The following is a 17,655-nucleotide window of genomic DNA, read 5'->3' as shown; positions in this document are numbered from 1 at the left end:
CAGGCCGGGCATCGGCCTAGTGTGGCGCCTGCATGCCGAGATGCGACGCGCGCAGCGTCTGGCTGGGCAGCACGCCGAACAGCCGGCGGTACTGCATGGCGAACCGGCCGATGTCCCAGACCCCGAAGCGCATACAGATGCTCGTGACCGTCTCGCCTGCCTTGGCATGCTTCAGCGCCTGGCGCGCGTGGTGCAAGCGGTGGAGCACCAGGTACCGGTGGGGGCTGATGCCGACGTACCGGTTGAACACGTTGCGAATGGTACGTTCCGAGGCACTGGTAGCTGCGCACAGATCTTCAAGCAGGATGGGCGTGTGCCGCGCCGCTGCCAGCAAGTCCATGGCCTGGCTCAGGATGCGCCGGTGATTCTGGTGCCTGGCAGTGTCGGTGCTACGCGCGGCTAGCGGCAGCAGGGTGTTGAACGCGAGCCGGAGGAGTTCGCTGCGTGCGGTCTGCTCGCCAGCCGGGTGATGCAGTTGGGCAGGCTGGCGATCATCGATGAAGAGCAGGCGCTGGGTCAGCGCAAGCAGGGCGCCCAAGCTTGGACCGCCGGTCAGGACAAGATTGCGGGCGAGCAATGACAAGTCGGCATTGTCTGCGTATGTCGCCATCCACCGGCAGACGAGCTCGCATGGCATGGAGATTGTCATCCAGCTTGCCGGGCGGCTGGCGTCGATATGGAACATGCGGTCCGGCGCCATCCAGCCGATTGCATGGCGGTCGAACCGGCGCCCGTCGACCACCGTGCATTCATGTCCGCTCAGCGGCAGGAACAGGTTGAAGCATCCCGGCATGCCTGCACCACTGTAGATCGTCGCGGCGCCTTCCTGTCCGGCCATCAAGGCAACGCCATTCAGCTCGAGCACACGCAGGCGCCAGTCCCGTCGCTGCGCCGAGCGCAGCATGTACCGGCCGTTTACGCCATACAGTGACGCTTCGAATTCATCAAACTCCGCATAGCTGGCGTTGGTCATCGTCACCCTCTTGCGCTCAAGTGAATTGGAGTGCCCTGCGGCGGGATGGCTGACACCTGGCGCAGGCTCGGCAGGCACCATCCGATTTGCCGATTTTACGTAGCGTCTGGCCAGAGTCCAGGAGAATAATGGCCGTCACCGCGATGGTTGCCGACCGTGAAGCAGGCTGCCATGCCGCCAGCGCACAGGCTGGCGACGATCGCACACATCGGGTCCTCGAGCCGCCGCGGGCTTTCCAATCCCCTTCAGACGGAGCAAGCCATGGGAACGATTACAACCAGGGACGGGACCGAGATCTACTTCAAGGACTGGGGCGCGGGGCAACCAATCGTCTTTCATCACGGCTGGCCCCTGACCGCCGACGACTGGGATGCCCAGCTTCATTTCTTCCTGGCCAGGGGGTTCCGGGTCATTGCGCACGATCGCCGCGGCCACGGCCGCTCCACCCAGACCGCCATCGGCAATGAGATGGACACCTACGCCGCCGACGTGGCCGCGCTCGTTGCGCACCTCGACCTGAAGGACGCTGTCCATGTCGGCCACTCGACTGGCGGAGGTGAAGTGGCACGCTATGTCGCGAAGCATGGCGCCGGGCGCGTGGCCAAGGCGGTCCTGATCGGTGCCGTACCGCCGATCATGGTCAAGACGGACGCCAATCCGGGGGGCTTGCCGGTGGAGGTGTTTGACGGCTTTCGCGAGCGGGTAGCCACCGACCGCGCCCAGTTCTACAAGGAAGTGCCGGTGCCCTTCTATGGCTACAACCGCGACGGCGCCAAGGTCTCGGAAGGCGTGAAGGACAACTGGTGGCGACAGGGCATGATGGGCGGGGTCAAGGCCCAATACGATTGCATCAAGGCGTTCTCGGAAACCGACTTCACCGAAGACCTGAAGGCAATCGACGTGCCGGTGCTGGTCATGCACGGCGACGACGACCAGATCGTGCCCATCGGGGCCTCGGCCCCGTTGAGCGCGGAGCTGCTGCGCAACGGCACCCTGAAGGTCTACAAGGGCCTGGCGCATGGCATGTGCACGACCCATCCGGATCTCATCAACAACGATCTGCTGGCGTTCGTGCAACGCTGACCAGTGTCGCAGAGGCACGATTGCCAGTGCCAGGGAGGACGATCATGACAGGCCCCGCCTACACCAGCGAGTCCACCGGGCTTCTGCTGGTGGATCCGTACAACGATTTCCTGAGCGAAGGCGGCAAGCTGAACGGCCTGGCCAAGCCGGTGGCGGACAAACTCGGGACGCTGGCAAATCTGCGTGCGGTGACCAGCGCGGCGCGTTCGCGCGGCATACAGGTGTTCTACGTGCCGCACCATCGCGCCCGCCCGGACGAGCATCTCGGCTGGCAGCACGCCAGCCCCTACCAGCTCGGTGCCAGCCGCGCGCAGGTCTTTGCCGAAGGCACCTGGGGCGGAGACTGGCATCCTGATTTCCGCCCCATGGCCGGCGACGTGATTGTCCATGAGCACTGGGGCGGCAGCGGCTTCGCCAACACGGACCTGGATTTCCAGCTCAAGCAGCACGGCATCCGGCAGGTCGTCCTGGTGGGCTTGCTGGCGAACACCTGCATCGAAGCCACGGGGCGGTTCGCGGCGGAACTTGGCTACCATGTGACCCTGGTGCGGGACGCGACCGCGGCATTCTCGCCGGAAGCCTTGCATGCCGCGCATGAGATCAACGGGCCCACGTTCGCGCATGCCATCCTGACCACCGCCGCATTGCTCTCCGCGCTGGGCGCGCGCTGACGGGGAATTGCGCTACATTGACGGCTGCCCGCATGGGCAAAACCCCCGCATAACAGGAGGCATCATGGGCGAGTACACATCGATCGACGTAGCGGACGGCAACTTCCGGGCCTACCTTGCCAGGCCGACATCAGCGGCCAACGGCAAGGCCATTGTGGTGATCCAGGAGATCTTCGGCATCAACGACGACATGCGTGCCACCTGCGATCATTTCGCGCAACACGGTTTCACCGCCATCTGCCCGGATCTCTACTGGCGCCAGCAGCCGAACGTCGAACTCACCGACAAGAGCGATGCGGAATGGCAGAAGGCCCTGGCGCTCTACCAGGCCTTCGATGTCGATGCGGGCGTGGGCGACCTGGATGCGACCATCCAGTTCACGCGGCGGCTGGACGGCATTACCAGCGGCGTGGGCACGGTCGGCTACTGCCTTGGCGGACTGCTGGCATTCCTGACCGCAGTCCGCACCAATGCCGAAGCGGCTGTCTCCTACTACGGCGTCGGCATCGACAAGCATCTCGGCGAGGCCGCGACGTTCACCACGCCGCTGCTGATGCATATCGCCGAGGAAGATGAATTCGTGCCGCCGGAAGCGCGGGCGCGGATCGTCGCGGCGCTGTCGGACAAGCCCAATGTCGAGATATACACGTATCCCGGCTGCATGCACGCCTTCGCGCGAAACCAGGGCGTCCACTATGTCGCCGACGCCGCCGAACGGGCCAATGCCCGGACGCTTTCATTCTTCCAGGCTATGCCATAGCCTGCGCCGCAACCACGCTCCGTCCGGCGGGACCGGGAACGGCGCCGTTGCGGTCCCGTTCCGGTCGTACCGTGTCGCGCATGAGGCGACGCGATTAAGCCCGTAGGCGACCCTCAGTCTCCAACGGGCGAAAACTATCCTGGCTTGGCGCCTGATCCGATGATGAGTTCAAGCTCGGTCTTGAAGCCTTCACCGACGTCGAACTGCTTAAGGCATTCATAAACCTCGTTCCAGGCCCTCAATCTCGCCGCGACGTCGAGGTCCGCTACCACAGCCCGGTATGCCCCGGCGGCTTCCTGCATCAGTTGCAGAGCATCGGACGCGCTCGGCAAGACGAGCTGCGCTCGAACATGCTGTGTTTTCACATCGCCAAGACCGCTGTCGTTCATCAGGCGTTCCATCACGCCATCGCCTCCCAGTGCGAAGATTCCAGGTTGTCCGGGGGCGGGCGGAGACTTGCCCGCGTGGCGTAGAAGGATCGCCATCGGCTGGGCCATAAAGGGATTGTTGGCCGGCGTCGTGAAGACTAGCGCCGCGAAACGCGCGCCAGGCTTGAGTACGCGTCGGACAGATTCCAATGCCTCACCAGGTGACGGGAAAAGCATCAATCCCAATCGACACATCGCCGCGTCGAACGGCGCCAGTGTCTCGTCCAATTCGTCTACTGCGCATTCCAGCGTTTCGATATTCTGAAGACCGGCACGAGCGGCATTTCGGCGGACATGCTCCAGCATGGTGCCCGATATATCACTGGCGACCACTTCGCCGCCGGCACCCACACGCATCGCTGCCTGGATGCTCTGGCTGCCGGCACCGCAGGCCAGATCGAGAACGCGCATGCCCGGCCGGATACCGGCCATATCGATGAGCGTGTCCGTGGCGCCCGAAAGATTGGTGGCAAACACATGCTCCCACTTCGCCCAGCCGGGTGCTGCCGACTCCCACGTATTGCGAAGATTGGATTTCACGCTGCTGTCGGTCATCTGGAGACTCCCTCAGGACGCCGCCTGTACAGGAGCATTGTAGTGCGCAAGCGATGCGTGTGGCCCCCGTCATCCAGCGCCCGTAAGTTGGCGGCTTCGACGCAGAAGGCTTACGTTCTGCGCACATTTGGAGGCTGTGCCAGTGAGTGACCGCCTTCCTGAACGACTCCAACAGTTGAGTGGACACTCGATCGGCATCCCAAAAGAAAAAACCGCAGCCAAAGCTGCGGTTTTTTCATCCTGCTAGCACCCTACCCGCTTAAACTTCCTCATACAGCGGCAGCGTCAGAAACTCAGCAAAATCCTCCGACGTAGACATCTGCTCAAAAATCTCGGCAGCCCGGTCATAGGTCTTGGTATCGCCACCCACCAGTGCCTTCACCTTCGCCAGCTCTTCCGGAATCAGCTTGCGCACCAGCTCGGCCGTCACCTTGGTGCCGTCTTCCAGCTTGCCCTTCGGCGAGCGGATCCACTGCCACACCTGCGAGCGCGAGATCTCGGCAGTAGCAGCATCTTCCATCAGGTTGTGGATCGGCACGCAGCCGTTGCCATCCAGCCAGGCGCCCAGGTAGTGGATGCCGACGTTGATGTTCATGCGCAGGCCATGCTCGGTGATCGGCGTTTCCGGCTTGAAGTCGAGCAGGTCGGCGCCCTTCACTTGCACGTCGGGGCGTTGCTTGCCGAACTGGTTGGGCTTGTCGCCCAGCACTGCCACGAATTCCTTCATGGCCGGCTCGACCAGGCCCGGGTGGGCAACCCAGCCGCCGTCGTAGCCGTCGGTGGCATCGCGGCGCTTGTCGCTGATGATGCCTTCCATGGCGATGGCGTTCTTCTCCGGATCGTTCTTGATCGGGATCAGCGCGCTCATGCCGCCCATGGCGGGAGCGCCGCGGTGGTGGCAGGTCTTGAGCAGCAGCAGCGCGTAGGCACGCATGAACGGCGCGGTCATCGTGACCTTGGCGCGGTCGGCCAGGCAGAAGTCCTTGTCGTTCTTGAACTTCTTGATGCACGAGAAGATGTAGTCCCAGCGGCCGGCGTTCAGGCCAGCGCTGTGCTCGCGCAGTTCATACAGGATTTCGTCCATCTCGAACGCCGCCAGGATCGTTTCGATCAGCACGGTGGCCTTGATGGTGCCTTGCGGCAGGCCGATCTCGTTCTGCGCCATCACGAAGATGTCGTTCCACAGGCGCGCTTCCAGATGGCTTTCCATCTTGGGCAGGTAGAAGAACGGGCCGGCGCCGCGGGCGATCTGCTCGCGGGCGTTGTGGAACAGGAACAGCGCGAAGTCGAAGATGCCGCCCGAGATGCGCTTGCCGTCGATGGTGACGTGCTTCTCGTCCAGGTGCCAGCCGCGCGGACGCACTTGCAGGGTGGCGATCTTGTCGTTCAGCTTGTATTGCTTGCCCTTGGATTCCAGGGTCAGCGTGCGGCGCACGGCGGCCTTCAGGTTGACCTGGCCCTGCAGCTGGTTGTGCCAGTTGGGGGTGTTGGAATCCTCGAAGTCGGTCATGTAGCTGTCAGCGCCCGAGTTGAAGGCGTTGATGACCATCTTGGCCTCGACCGGGCCGGTGATTTCCACGCGGCGGCATTCCAGGGCCTGGGGGATCGGGGCAACCTTCCAGTCGCCTTCGCGGATGCTCTTGGTTTCCGGCAGGAAGTCGGGGATCTCACCGGCGTCCAGGCGCTTGGCGCGTTCCACGCGCGCGGCCAGCAGTTCCTGACGGCGCGGCTCAAAGGCGCGGTGCAGCTTGTCTACCAGGGCCAGGGCTTCCGGCGTGAGGATATCTTCGTAGGCCGGCAGGATCTCGCCGGTAATCTTCATGCCCGCGGGCAGCGTGATAGCCATCAGTCTTCTCCTGTGATCGATAGCGGTAAGGCTTGGTTGAAGGGACCCTGCTACACCGCCACGCCACGGACGCGGACGAATTCAAGCAGGTCGTTCATGTCGTGCCCGGTGCCGGAGGGGGCTACGTCGAGCCGCTCCGCCGGATGGCCGGCACGGTTGATCCAGAACGTGGTGTAGCCGAACCACGTGGCGCCGCAGGCGTCCCAGCCGTTGGACGAGACAAAGAGCATCTCTTCGGCGGGCAGGCTGAAGGCTTGCGGCCCCAGCGCGTAGGCGGCCGGCGCGGTCTTGTACTGGCGCACGGCGTCCACCGACAGCACGTGGTCGAACAGGCCATGCATGCCGGAGCTCTTGACCGAGATGTCCAGCATCTCGGCATTGCCGTTGGACAGGATGCCCAGCGGCAGCCCGGCGCGGCGCAGGCGCTTGAGCGCTCCCAGGTTCTCCGGGAACGCGGACAGGCACGCGTATTCCTTGAGCAGCTGCGCCTCGGCGGCTTCATCCAGTGTCAGGTTCAGGCGCTCGGCGGCGTAGCGCAGCGCGTCCACGGTGATCGCCCAGAACGGCTTGTAGCGCGAGCCATCGGGGGCGGCCATGGTGCGGATGCGCGTGTAGTCGATCTGCCGGTCCCGCCACAGCAGCGCCAGCGCCTCGCCGCGGCCCGGGAACAGTTGTTCCGCGCGCGCGGTGACGGAATACACGTCGAACAGCGTGCCATAGGCATCGAAGACGACTGCGCGGATCTTGTTCATGAGGGCCTGGGCAACCTGCAACGGTACGGGCGACTGGGTGGATGGACGAGCAGACCACAGCTGCGTGGCTCTGTACACCATTGAATGCATCGAATTGTAGGGAGACGCTGCAGTGCGGCAAAGTGGTCGCGGGTCACTTGATCTTTTACTTTTAGGCAACTAATCTTGGCTGACTAAAACAAAACTCCGCACCAAATCCTCCTCACTGCCGGCCATATGGACGCAACGCCACCGCTTGCGTGACCGTGCCGGCACACCGCAGGCACATCAGGCAAACATTTGTGGACCACTTCAAACAACTGGAGACCTTTGTATCCGTCGCGTCGCGCGGCAGCCTTTCCGCAGCGGCGGCGGCTGAAGGCGTGGCGCCGGCCATCATCGGGCGGCGCATCGACGCGCTGGAGGAGCGCCTGGGCGTCAAGCTGCTGGTACGGACCACGCGCAAGATCAGCCTGACCTTTGAAGGCTCTGCCTTCCTGGAAGACTGCCAGCGCATCCTGAACGACCTGCACAATGCCGAGGCCAGCGTCTCGGCGGGCGGGGTCAAGGCCAGCGGGCACCTGCGCGTGACCGCCCCGGCGGGCTACGGCCGCAAGCACGTGGCGCCGCTGGTGCCACTGTTTATTGAGTCGCATCCGGATGTGTCGATCACGCTGGACCTGTCTGACCGCGTGGTCGACCTGGTCAATGAAGGCTTCGACTGCGCCATCCGCCTGGGCGACCTGCCCGACTCCAGCCTGGTATCGATCCGGCTGGCCGAAACGCGCCGCGTGGTGGTGGCCTCGCCCGAGTACCTGGCGCGCGCCGGGCGCCCTATGGCGCCGGAAGACCTGCAGCGCCACAACTGCCTTGCCTTTGGCGCCAGCGCCAATGTGCAGCGTGGCTGGGTGTTCCAGGAGGAAGGCCGCGCGGTCACGGTCAAGGTCGGCGGCACCATGGAATGCAGCGACGGCGCGGTGCTGCATGAGTGGTGCCTGCAAGGCAACGGGCTGGCCTGGCGCTCCTGGTGGGAGGTCGGCAGCGAGATCGCCAGCGGGCGGCTGGTGACGGTGCTGGACGAGTTCCAGGCGCCGCCGATCGGCATCCATGCGGTGTTTCCACAGCGCAAGCACCTGCCGCTGCGGGTGCGGCTGTTTATCGATCACCTGAAGAACACCTACGGCAACCCGTCCTACTGGCGCCGGGCCGAACAGGCCGCAGCCCCCACGCCGGTCGCCGAGGTCCTGGCGGACTGAAGGATAGGCGCCTGCCGGTGTGCTGAGACGCTTTTATTGCAATTGATTCCGCGCAATGCCCTTCTCGGCACACTGACTACAATGGATTCGTGACAGGCGCTTACCGGCGCCCCGGCATCCGCCGATGCCAGCTGGCTGCCCTGCCCCGATCCCTAGTCAGAAAAGGAGCCCCGCATGTTCCAACATATCCTGCTACCCACCGACGGCTCGGAACTCTCCAAGAAAGCCATCAACGGCGGGCTGGAGCTCGCCAAGGCCATCGGCGCGCGCATCACGGCCTATGTCTGCCTGGAGGAGTACCCCTACACGCCGTTCAGCGAAATCGTGGTCGAAGCCCCGCAGGCCTTCAAGGACCGCATCGAGAACCAGGCCAAGCTGTATCTGAAAGAGGTCGAGAACCTGGCCACGGCGGCGGGCGTGACCTTCGACGCCGATATGTCGACCTTTGCGGTGCCCTACCTGGGCATCATCGACGCGGCCGAGCGCCATGGCTGCGACGTGATCTTCATGGCATCTCATGGCCGGCGCGGGTTGTCCGGCCTGCTGCTGGGCAGCGAGACGCAGAAGGTGCTGACGCATACCGACATCCCGGTGATCGTCTACCGCTGACCCCCGGGCGCACAGCGCCAGCAAAGCAAAACCGCCCGCACCGGCATGACCGGTGCGGGCGGCTTTTTGCTTGCGCAGGCCGCTTACGAAGCCTTGCTGATGCGCTGCTCGATATGCTTGGCGCGGTCTTCCGAGCCCGGGTGCGACGAGAACATGCCGGACTTGCCGCCGTCCAGCTTGGCCAGTTTCTGGAACGCCGTCACCAGGCCACGCGTGTTGGCCTTGTTCTTGGTCAGCAGGTCGAAGGAATAGTCATCCGCCGCGCTTTCCTGCGACTGCGAGAACTGCGCGTTGATCAGCTTCTCGCCCAGTTCGCCCAGTTGCGACTGCGACAGTGCCGCCACCGCGCCGTTGCCGGCAGCTGCCGCCGCGCCGCGTGCGGCCGTGGCGGTGTAGGCGACCTGCATGGCCTTCTTGGTGTGGCCCAGCGCCACGTGGCCCAGCTCATGGCCCAGCACGCCGCGCACTTCATCGTCGGTCATCATGTCCATCAGGCCGCTGTAGACACGCACGCAGCCATTGGCCATGGCCCAGGCGTTGACGTCCTTGGTCATGTAGACCTTGGCGTTGACGTTGGGCACGTCGCTGTTCTTCAGCCCGCTCATGATCTTGACCAGGCGCTTGCTGTAGGTGGTGTTGGCAGCGGCGATCTTGTTGGTCTTGTCCGATTCAGCGCAGGCCTGGTCGGACAGGCTCTTGACGTCGGCATCGGACAGCGTGGCAGCCTTGGCCAGCGAAGTGCCGGCGCTCATCACGCCATCGAGATTGGTGGGCATGCCGCCGGAACAGCCGGCCAGCAGTGCGGCCGCCATGGCGCAGGAAGCGAGCGAGAGAGATGCTTTCATGATGTTGTTCTTGGTGGGTAGCTCGGAAAGTGCCGATAAAGGCCACGGCACTTTAAGCCATCTCTCTTACGGCGGGAATCACCCAAATGCCGCAACTTGGCAAAAGTGACAATTTATTGCGTTTCAGCAAATTCGAGCCCGCCGCGGGCCCAGTGCTTCGATGTCGGCTCAAGCGGGGCCGCCCCCCCCAACCTGTTCGCAGGCAATCACTGCTTGCGACTGCCATCTCCCGTTTCGCTGCCGCCAACCTTGACATCTTGTGGGGGTAGTGACCGGGGCAGCGCTGACGCCGCCGCGTCCCCAATCGCCTCGATCTCCCGCGCGACTTCGTGCGCGCGGGTCGATAGTTGATATTTGAAATATCCAAAAGCGACAAGAGCCGCAAGCGCGTATGCGGTGACTGCCATCCAGACTGGAATACCCCACAGCGGCCGGAAGTTCCGTTCTTTGGAGACTTCCAGATCGCCGGATAGTGCATCCCGCACCGGCGGACGTTGTGACTTCAATAGTTCGTAGAGCTTCTGCCGGATATGCTCATGCTGCCGGTCTCCCCCGGTTTCCACCCGATAGCGGCCCATGAACCCAAGGCTCATGACGAGATAAAACAACTCGATCAGGTCGCATTTGCCGTGCGGGTCCTCAATGGCGCGGGCGAAAGCAGGCCGCCCTCTGGCATTTTCTCCGGCCAACGCAATACGTTCATTACTTCAACCCTCCGATTGATGGGTCCGCCTTAATTACCTCGCCGAATCTCACTAAGCGCGCTGCCTCTTCCTCACGATTCGCTTCGTCGTCCACCCGCCCGACTGCCACGTAAGGATCGTCGTCAGCAGGCCGAGCCCTTACCCTGTTGTAGCCGTTTGCATTTCCATCCATAACCATGACCTTGACGCGATCTCCTGGCAGGAAAATGACCCACATGCCATAAGTGGTTGTGCCATATTCGGGAATTTCCGCCTCAGCCTTGTACCAGGAACCCCATGCGTGCCCATCAAGTTTCTTGTTGGCGATCCAGCGGACCGTGACCTTTAGCCCTGGCCGCCAGCGGACCGGAAACGTGCCACAGCAGGCGCCACCGCTCTCTGTCGGTATATAGTCGGGTCTTACCGGAACAATGTTTGGCCCGCCGCCTCCGATGCCGTTGTCGTGCCCCGCTATGTTGAAGGTGTGAACGTAGTAAGGGGTGTAGTTCAGGCCCTCAACATCGCCTGACATCAGGGCGTCAGGATCGTCGTTTGGGAGAGTGCCAACAACGGAGCTTTGATTGCAGCCTGGCAGAATCGCGAGGCATACCGCCATCAAGGCCGACATGAACAAGGATTTCATGCGTTGACCTCCCGGTTCGCATTTTTCGCCAACTGCTCCCAGACGGATGGATGCACCCCATCCGCGCAGGCGATCATGGCTTGCCCGGAACGAGCACGCTCTTCCAAGGCGCGTCGCATTTCATCGTGGGCGTCGAAGTCGCGGCCGTATCGGTACGAGAGTTCGCAGAAGTACATTCGATCCGCTGGCTCTGTCAGCCCCCACTCGGCGGCACGCTGGTAACGGGGCAGAAAATCCATGAAGCGCGCGAGATAGGGACCTGCCCCATCCACCACGCTATCCTCTACGAGCGCCGCGAGCAACTGATCCGGCTCGCAGTGTTCCGCAGTCGGTCCAGTTGCTCCTGGCTAAGCTGGATGGAAAGCGGCGTATCCTGCGTGCTCTCGCCCTCCATCGGCCCGTCAATGCACTGCCATTCCTCGCTGTAGCCGCGGTATTTCCATTGCTGAATGGGTTGCATGATCCGCTCCACGATGTCGTCGCCCCAGACTTCCATCGTCACCAGCAGGTTGCGCGGGTCGTAGTAGCGAATCAGGGCGGTCATGCCTTCGCCAATGTCCGCAACGAGAAACTGATGCAAATGACGGGCGAGGCGGTCAATGTCCACGCGGCTCCAGATGAGCGTGAAGCATGGCGCCCGCAAATCCATCGCGTCGAATTGCGCCAGCCAGGGTGCTTTGGGATCGTCCACCCGCGCCAGGAACAGGCAGGCGTCGCCGGCATCGGCTTCGGGCAGGCCGGCATACACATTTCGAAAATCGGCGCCCGATTCGCGCAGCAATGCACCAATGCGAGTCGGATGCACGGCGCCATCGGCCAGCACGTAGATATGAACTACGCTTTCTTCTTCTGTCATCGAGCTGCTGTTCCTGGTTATTTATCGAGGAACCACGGCGGCATTGCGTGCGGCCGCCTTGAGCAGGCATTCCAGGCAGACTTGCCTCGCCTTTAGCTCCACCGGAAGACTGCTGGGACCGGTCAGGTTCTTGCTGGCCGCGTGCACGATCCACCCGCCATTGGTGCCGTTCTCAATGCCGCCTTCGTTCAGCTTGATGTAGCTGCCACCGCCGTCGAGCAGCACTTCCTTTGCCTTGAGGCTGATCTTCCCGGCAGTGGCGTTGATTTCAAGCTTTGCCAACAGGTTGATATTGTTCTTGAGAGCTTGCAGGTCGATGTCGCCCATGTTGGCAACCAGCTTCATGCCGGCTTCATATACGAACAGACACAGTGCCTTGCGAATGCTGGCAAAGAAGCCCCCGCCCGTGGTCACGGACAGGTGCTCCCCGGTAGTCAACGCAGTATGCGTGCCGCTGGCGATGTGCGTGGAACCCGCTGCGGTCGAGACAATGCCAGCGGGGCTCGCTGATACCAGGTGCGGCGCCGTGAACTCCTTCAGCTCGCCACCGCCCTGGATTTGCTCAAACTGCTTTTCCAGCAATCTTGCAATGTCGCGCTGTTCGCCATCCTGCGCCTGCGCCTCGGTCGCCTTGTCGCCCATGGTGCTGGCGATATCCAGGGCCTTTTGCATCAGTTGAATGACATCGCTGACATTCATCATGTTGCCTTCGGCGTTCCGGCGCGAGAAGGTGGTGATAAGCATGCCGAGTGCGGCACGCAGTGCTCCATGCGCATCGGTTCGAAGCTCAAAGCCTTCGCCGCGCTTGTCCTTGCGCCCCTCCCAATCGTTGACGCGGACGTTGTGGCCCAGCGCCAGCAGGCTGTTCTGGTGGTCCGACGCGACCTGCACCTGCTGCTGGCCCTGGGTATCGTCGTAAAGCGTGTGGTTGCGGCCTTCGCCGAACAGTTCCTTGCTCTGGTAGCCGGACAAGGCATGCTGGCTCGGCAGATCCCACGGCGGCAGGTTCAGCCGGTTATTGACCGGTCCCATGATGATGGGCCGGTCCGGGTCGCCACCCTCATAGCTGACAATGACTTCCTGGCCGATGCGAGGCAGGTGCGTGTTGCCGAAGCGGTCGCCGGAGGAGAAGCCGGTGACGCGAATCCAGCAGGAGCTATTCTCGTCGTAGCTGCCATAGCGGTCCCAGACGAATTGACAGCGCACCCTTCCCAGGTCATCACACCAGATTTCCTGATTGGCTGGGCCGACGACCCTGGCTTTGTGATGACCGCCGATGTAGGGCTTTTCGACCAGTTCAGGCCGGAAGATTTCGCTAGTGGGCTGCGCCTCGAACTCGACCTCGCAGCGCCAGGACTGGCCGCTGCCGGCGAACTCGCCCACGTCCTCGATCAGCAGGCGCGTGGCGAAAATCAGGTACTCGCAGTTGGCCTTGGTGCGCAGGAAGCGCTTGAGGGTAAAGGTATGGCCCGACGCCATCGCGCGCACATTACCCTTGCCGCGCGTCCGTACGCCGTGCTGCCGCAGGCGTTCCATGTTGATGCGCGCCAGCATCTCGCCTTCCTTGCGGGCATCGTTGCCGCTCTTGGGTTCGGCGTAATCGCCCGGCCAGTGATACAGCTCATAGGTCGCGTGGCTGGTGTCGCGCGGGTCGGCGGCGCAGACATTGAGGTCGGCGCGCGGTTGGTTGTGGTCGTAATCGCCTTGCGCCCAGGCCCCCGAGACGAGCCGGTCGCGCACCTCGAATTCGTGAAGGTGTTCCTCGTCCGCCCGGTCCGAGGATGGATACCAGCTAATGGCATGGTAGGCAGGGCTGGGGATATTCCGGAAAGCGCCATTGCCATCGGTCAACACCATGCGGTGGTGGCCGTCCGAATGCTCCCAGTGGAAATTCACGCCCCATTCCGCGAGCAGGCGGCGCACGAACTGGTAGTCCGTCTCGCCGGCCTGCATCTGAAATCGGCGCTTGGGATACTGGCTATCCAGCAGGCGGCGCTCGACCGGGAAAGTGTATTTGCTGAGCACCGCCTCCACGATTTCCAGCACAGTCATGTTCTGATAAGGCCGGATGGTGCTGGTGAGCGTGGCCAGCCACAGCCACGGGCGCAGGGTCAGGCGGTACAGGATGCGTTCGTGTTCGTAGTAGGGGCCGCGTACGTCCGTGACGAGGCCGGTAATCTCTCTCTTGCCGCTGCCGAAGCCGCCATCCGGACCGGTGCCGGAGCCGTCCAGCTCGATGCTGACGGTCAACTCCTTGCCTTGCATGGCCTCCATATCAAAGTCACCCGCCGGCCCGTATAGCACGTTGCGTTCGTCGGGCGTCTTCAGTTCCAGTTCGTATTCGAACAGGGAATTGATACTCTCGGTGCCGGACAGTTTGGAGAACAGCAGCAATGGCTGCCCCAACAGTTCCGGCAGACCGTCGCCGGAAACGGTGACGGTACGGAAGGAAAACCGCAATCGGCTACCCATGCAATCACGCTCCGTGGAAAGTGGACTGTCGCCGCCGTCAGCAGCCAGTGGCTCGGTCGTCCATCGACCAGCCAATGAGAGTGCAGCAACGCGGCCTCGATAATAGGAGCAGCGAAGTGGGGAATAAATCAGACGATTCCTAATTACGCAGCCCAAAACGCCTGAAAACAGAATTAAGCAAGACTGAAATCGCGTTAGGATCCCTATTCCGCAAAGACGTGCGGACACATGGACTGCGCTGACGCTTCAGAACTTTCCAATTGTGAAGAATTGAAAAGGCGGTAAGGCACGAAGCAAAAGGGGCGGCACACATAACTTGAGAATGCGCGCCGCTCTGGAAGATGCGGGCATTGACCTGTCCCGCGTCAGGCTTCTAAATAGCCGGCGTGAACCCGGCCAGGCTTGGGCGGTAACTCTGCATGGAGTTTGAGTTTTGAACACCCGTTGAACAGCTACCCGCTAACCCGCCCCCAGCATTGGAAAATAAAAAAACGCGCCGTCCCTGAGAGAGAACGGCGCGGCGCCTAAATCAGAAGGCGTGATGGTCGCACGCCTTCCTTAACCGCCGGACCCACGTTCCGGCGGGGGTGACCAGGAGAGTCAGGCCACTTTCTTGTCTTCGAAGAACTGCTCGTCTTCGGTCGAACCCTTCAGTGCGGTCGTCGACGACTGGCCGCCTTCGATGGTCTGGGTCACGGCGTCGAAGTAGCCGGTGCCGACTTCGCGCTGGTGCTTGACCGCGGTGAAGCCCTTCTCGGCGGCCTTGAACTCGGCTTCCTGCAGTTCCACGAACGCGCTCATCTGGTTGCGGGCGTAGCCGTAGGCCAGGTTGAACATCGAGTAGTTCAGCGAGTGGAAGCCGGCCAGCGTGATGAACTGGAACTTGTAGCCCATCGCGCCCAGTTCCCTCTGGAACTTGGCAATGGTGGCGTCGTCCAAGTTCTTCTTCCAGTTGAACGACGGCGAGCAGTTGTAGGCCAGCATCTTGCCCGGGAACTTGGCGTGCACGGCTTCGGCAAACTTCTTGGCGAACTCGAGGTCCGGCTTGCCGGTTTCGCACCACACCAGGTCAGCGACTTCAGCGTAGGCCAGGGCGCGCGAGATCGACTGCTCCAGGCCGTTGCGCACGCGGTAGAAACCTTCCACGGTGCGCTCGCCGGTGCAGAACGGCTTGTCGTTGTCGTCCACGTCCGAGGTCAGCAGGTCCGCGGCTTCGGCGTCTGTACGGGCGATCACCAGGGTCGGCACGCCCGAGACGTCGGCGGCCAGGCGCGCGGCGGTCAGCTTGGCGACGGCTTCGCGGGTCGGCACCAGCACCTTGCCGCCCATGTGGCCGCACTTCTTCACCGAAGCCAGTTGGTCTTCGAAGTGAACGCCGGCGGCGCCCGCTTCGATCATCGACTTCATCAGCTCGAAAGCGTTAAGCACGCCGCCGAAGCCGGCTTCGGCATCCGCCACGATCGGGGCGAAGAAGTCGGTGTCGCCCTTGCCTTCGCTCCACTGGATCTGGTCGGCGCGCTGGAAGGTGTTGTTGATGCGCTTGACGACTTGCGGCACCGAGTTGGCCGGGTATAGCGACTGGTCGGGGTACATTTCACCGGCCAGGTTGGCGTCGCCTGCGACTTGCCACCCCGACAGGTAAATAGCCTTCAGGCCGGCCTTCACTTGCTGCATGGCCTGGTTGCCAGTCAGCGCGCCGAGCGAGTTGACGAACGGCTCCGTGTGCAGCAGGTTCCACAGCTTCTCGGAACCGCGGCGGGCCAGGGTGTGCTCGACCTGGACCGAACCACGCAGGCGCACCACGTCTTCGGCGGTGAAATTGCGCTTGATCCCTTTCCAGCGGGGATTGGTATCCCAGTCTTTCTGCAGGGCCTGGATCTGTTCTTGGCGGGTCATGGTCACTCTCCTGATGATGCGGGGATGGCTGAGAATCTGTTGATCACCTGACCTGGGCTACGTCGCGGTGGCTGCGTCGCCTGCTGTTTTTCGCGCCTCATGTCATGAGTCTTATATAAGAGTGTAGAGAACCCTCCCGCGTTGCAACAACATTGATCTGCAGTCCTCGCTTAGTTTTTTTCTTACAATAATTCAATGGCTTATAGATTTTATTTCACGATGCGGGAAATGATCTTCCATCATGAGAAATGGCCTTGTGCTCCGCAAACCATGTATTTTTGCGGTCCAAAACATCTTTCCACATCGTGAAATATGCGCAGGATGCGCTGCCTTCGCTAGCGCAGGCGAGCGGCCAGCAGCGCCGGTGAGGCCGGCTCCCCTTCCATATGCTCGACAAATTCCCGCACCATGATGGCAAAGCCCTGGGCGTCGGCCAGCGGCAGCCAATGGTGCGCGGGCACGGTGCGGCGCCAGAGTTGCGTGGTCCAGCGGTGCACGTCTTCAGTTAGCGCCGGCTTCACATACCGGTCATGCAACGGCACGATCACCTGCACCGGCGCATGGGCATGACAGTGGCGCGGGGCACGCAGTACGGGCACGAAGTTGGCACGGTACAAGCGCACACCATGGCAACCGTCGGCTGTTTGTGTGGGGCTGGGCCCCGTGCGCAGGCCCTCGGTCAGGCGCAGGTAGCGCGGCCACGCACGGCCGAGCCACAGCCGCCAGGTCAGTTCAGGCAGCCACGGCAGGTGGAAGGCGCCGATATACCACGATGCTGCGAGCTGCCGCAGGGTCTTGCCCAACGCAGCCAGCGACCGCTGCCCGCGCAGTTCGCGCAAGCCGATTGCCGCGTGGTCCAGGCAGGGACCAGAGCATGAGGTGAATGAGGCGATGCGCCCTTGCAGCCGAGCATCGGTCACGAACTCCCAGCTCTGGATCGAACCCCAGTCATGGCCGACAAGGTGCACCGGGCGCTGCGGCGAGACCGCGTCGATGACTGCGATGAAGTCATCGGCAAGCTTCTGCAGCCGGTAAGCGTCAGTCGCGCGCGGCGCGGTTGAGCGCCCTGCCCCGCGCACGTCATAGGCCACCACGTGGAAGCGCCCCGCCAACTGCGCCGCCACGTCGTGCCAGACCTCGCTGCTGTCGGGATAGCCGTGCACCAGGACGATGGTGGGCCGCCCTGGCCCGGGCTCGCCCCAACTGGTGGCGCACAGCCGCACGTCGCCGGCGTGGATAAAGCACTGCCGGGGGAAGACCTGCGGCGGCAGGGATTGCGGAGCGTTCATGGCCGTCGATTCCATTGTTCGATGTCATCGCCGGCCATGCTACGCAAAAGCAAACGGCG

At 62.8% G+C, this 17,655-nt stretch carries 17 protein-coding genes; 5 read left to right on the top strand and 12 right to left on the bottom strand.

Going from position 1 to position 17,655, the window contains the following annotated elements:
* Positions 1–16: 16 nt before the first annotated feature.
* Positions 17–973, bottom strand: coding sequence for a helix-turn-helix domain-containing protein (locus I6H87_RS14790; protein WP_011615553.1), 957 nt, complete (start codon positions 971–973; stop codon positions 17–19).
* A gap of 261 nt (positions 974–1,234) precedes the next feature.
* Here I6H87_RS14790 and I6H87_RS14785 point away from each other — a divergent pair, with 261 nt between their 5' ends.
* The 3 genes from I6H87_RS14785 (at position 1,235) to I6H87_RS14775 (ending at position 3,487) form a co-directional block, all read left to right on the top strand.
* Entirely contained in the window at positions 1,235–2,056 is an 822-nt protein-coding gene (locus I6H87_RS14785) for an alpha/beta fold hydrolase (protein WP_010810529.1), read from the top strand.
* A gap of 44 nt (positions 2,057–2,100) precedes the next feature.
* Positions 2,101–2,727, top strand: a complete 627-nt coding sequence (locus I6H87_RS14780) for a cysteine hydrolase family protein (protein WP_010810528.1) — start codon at positions 2,101–2,103, stop codon at positions 2,725–2,727.
* A 64-nt stretch (positions 2,728–2,791) separates the two neighbouring features.
* Complete coding sequence (locus I6H87_RS14775) at positions 2,792–3,487, top strand: dienelactone hydrolase family protein (RefSeq protein WP_011615554.1); 696 nt, start codon at positions 2,792–2,794, stop codon at positions 3,485–3,487.
* Positions 3,488–3,621: 134 nt separating this feature from the next.
* Here I6H87_RS14775 and I6H87_RS14770 read toward each other — a convergent pair whose 3' ends face one another.
* The 3 genes from I6H87_RS14770 to I6H87_RS14760 form a co-directional block, all read right to left on the bottom strand.
* Positions 3,622–4,470, bottom strand: a complete 849-nt coding sequence (locus I6H87_RS14770; RefSeq protein ID WP_010810526.1) for a class I SAM-dependent methyltransferase — start codon at positions 4,468–4,470, stop codon at positions 3,622–3,624.
* A 259-nt stretch (positions 4,471–4,729) separates the two neighbouring features.
* Positions 4,730–6,316 (bottom strand): malate synthase A, encoded by a 1,587-nt coding sequence (gene aceB / locus I6H87_RS14765; RefSeq protein ID WP_011615555.1) that lies wholly within the window; start codon positions 6,314–6,316, stop codon positions 4,730–4,732.
* A gap of 50 nt (positions 6,317–6,366) precedes the next feature.
* Entirely contained in the window at positions 6,367–7,068 is a 702-nt protein-coding gene (locus I6H87_RS14760; protein WP_010810524.1) for a haloacid dehalogenase type II, read from the bottom strand.
* A gap of 281 nt (positions 7,069–7,349) precedes the next feature.
* On the opposite strand from I6H87_RS14760, the gene I6H87_RS14755 reads away from it, so the two are divergent.
* Positions 7,350–8,303: a LysR family transcriptional regulator gene (locus tag I6H87_RS14755; protein WP_010810523.1), complete on the top strand. Its 954-nt coding sequence runs from the start codon at positions 7,350–7,352 to the stop codon at positions 8,301–8,303.
* Between the two features lie 174 nt (positions 8,304–8,477).
* Positions 8,478–8,912 carry a universal stress protein gene (locus I6H87_RS14750; protein WP_010810522.1) on the top strand — a complete coding sequence of 145 codons (435 nt, stop codon included), beginning with the start codon at positions 8,478–8,480 and terminating at the stop codon, positions 8,910–8,912.
* Between the two features lie 83 nt (positions 8,913–8,995).
* Here the strand turns inward: I6H87_RS14750 and loiP are convergent, their stop codons facing one another.
* The 8 genes from loiP to I6H87_RS14715 all read right to left on the bottom strand — a co-directional run bounded on the left by loiP (position 8,996) and on the right by I6H87_RS14715 (position 17,611).
* Entirely contained in the window at positions 8,996–9,757 is a 762-nt protein-coding gene (loiP, locus tag I6H87_RS14745; RefSeq protein WP_081225757.1) for a metalloprotease LoiP, read from the bottom strand.
* A 206-nt stretch (positions 9,758–9,963) separates the two neighbouring features.
* Entirely contained in the window at positions 9,964–10,446 is a 483-nt protein-coding gene (locus I6H87_RS14740; RefSeq protein WP_011615557.1) for a DotU family type IV/VI secretion system protein, read from the bottom strand.
* 13 nt (positions 10,447–10,459) lie between these two features.
* A complete protein-coding gene (locus tag I6H87_RS14735; protein WP_011615558.1) occupies positions 10,460–11,083 on the bottom strand; it encodes a DUF3304 domain-containing protein in 624 nt (207 codons plus the stop codon).
* The gene (locus I6H87_RS34310) at positions 11,080–11,322 is read right to left on the bottom strand and encodes a hypothetical protein (protein WP_231881353.1); all 243 of its coding nucleotides are present in this window, start codon (positions 11,320–11,322) and stop codon (positions 11,080–11,082) included. Before I6H87_RS34310 ends, I6H87_RS14735 begins: the two co-directional genes overlap by 4 nt.
* A gap of 44 nt (positions 11,323–11,366) precedes the next feature.
* On the bottom strand, positions 11,367–11,939 hold the full coding sequence (locus I6H87_RS14730) for a DUF4123 domain-containing protein (protein ID WP_011615560.1): 573 nt from the start codon (positions 11,937–11,939) through the stop codon (positions 11,367–11,369).
* A gap of 21 nt (positions 11,940–11,960) precedes the next feature.
* A complete protein-coding gene (locus I6H87_RS14725) occupies positions 11,961–14,411 on the bottom strand; it encodes a type VI secretion system Vgr family protein (RefSeq protein WP_011615561.1) in 2,451 nt (816 codons plus the stop codon).
* A 600-nt stretch (positions 14,412–15,011) separates the two neighbouring features.
* Positions 15,012–16,307 (bottom strand): isocitrate lyase, encoded by a 1,296-nt coding sequence (gene aceA / locus I6H87_RS14720; RefSeq protein ID WP_010810514.1) that lies wholly within the window; start codon positions 16,305–16,307, stop codon positions 15,012–15,014.
* 335 nt (positions 16,308–16,642) lie between these two features.
* The gene (locus I6H87_RS14715; protein ID WP_041687425.1) at positions 16,643–17,611 is read right to left on the bottom strand and encodes an alpha/beta fold hydrolase; all 969 of its coding nucleotides are present in this window, start codon (positions 17,609–17,611) and stop codon (positions 16,643–16,645) included.
* Between the last annotated feature and the right edge of the window lie 44 nt (positions 17,612–17,655).

It is taken from the genome of Cupriavidus necator (assembly GCF_016127575.1).
GTDB lineage: Bacteria > Pseudomonadota > Gammaproteobacteria > Burkholderiales > Burkholderiaceae > Cupriavidus > Cupriavidus necator_D.
The sequence above is the reverse complement of the archived record's forward strand: the minus strand, read 5'-3'. Positions and strand labels throughout refer to the sequence as shown.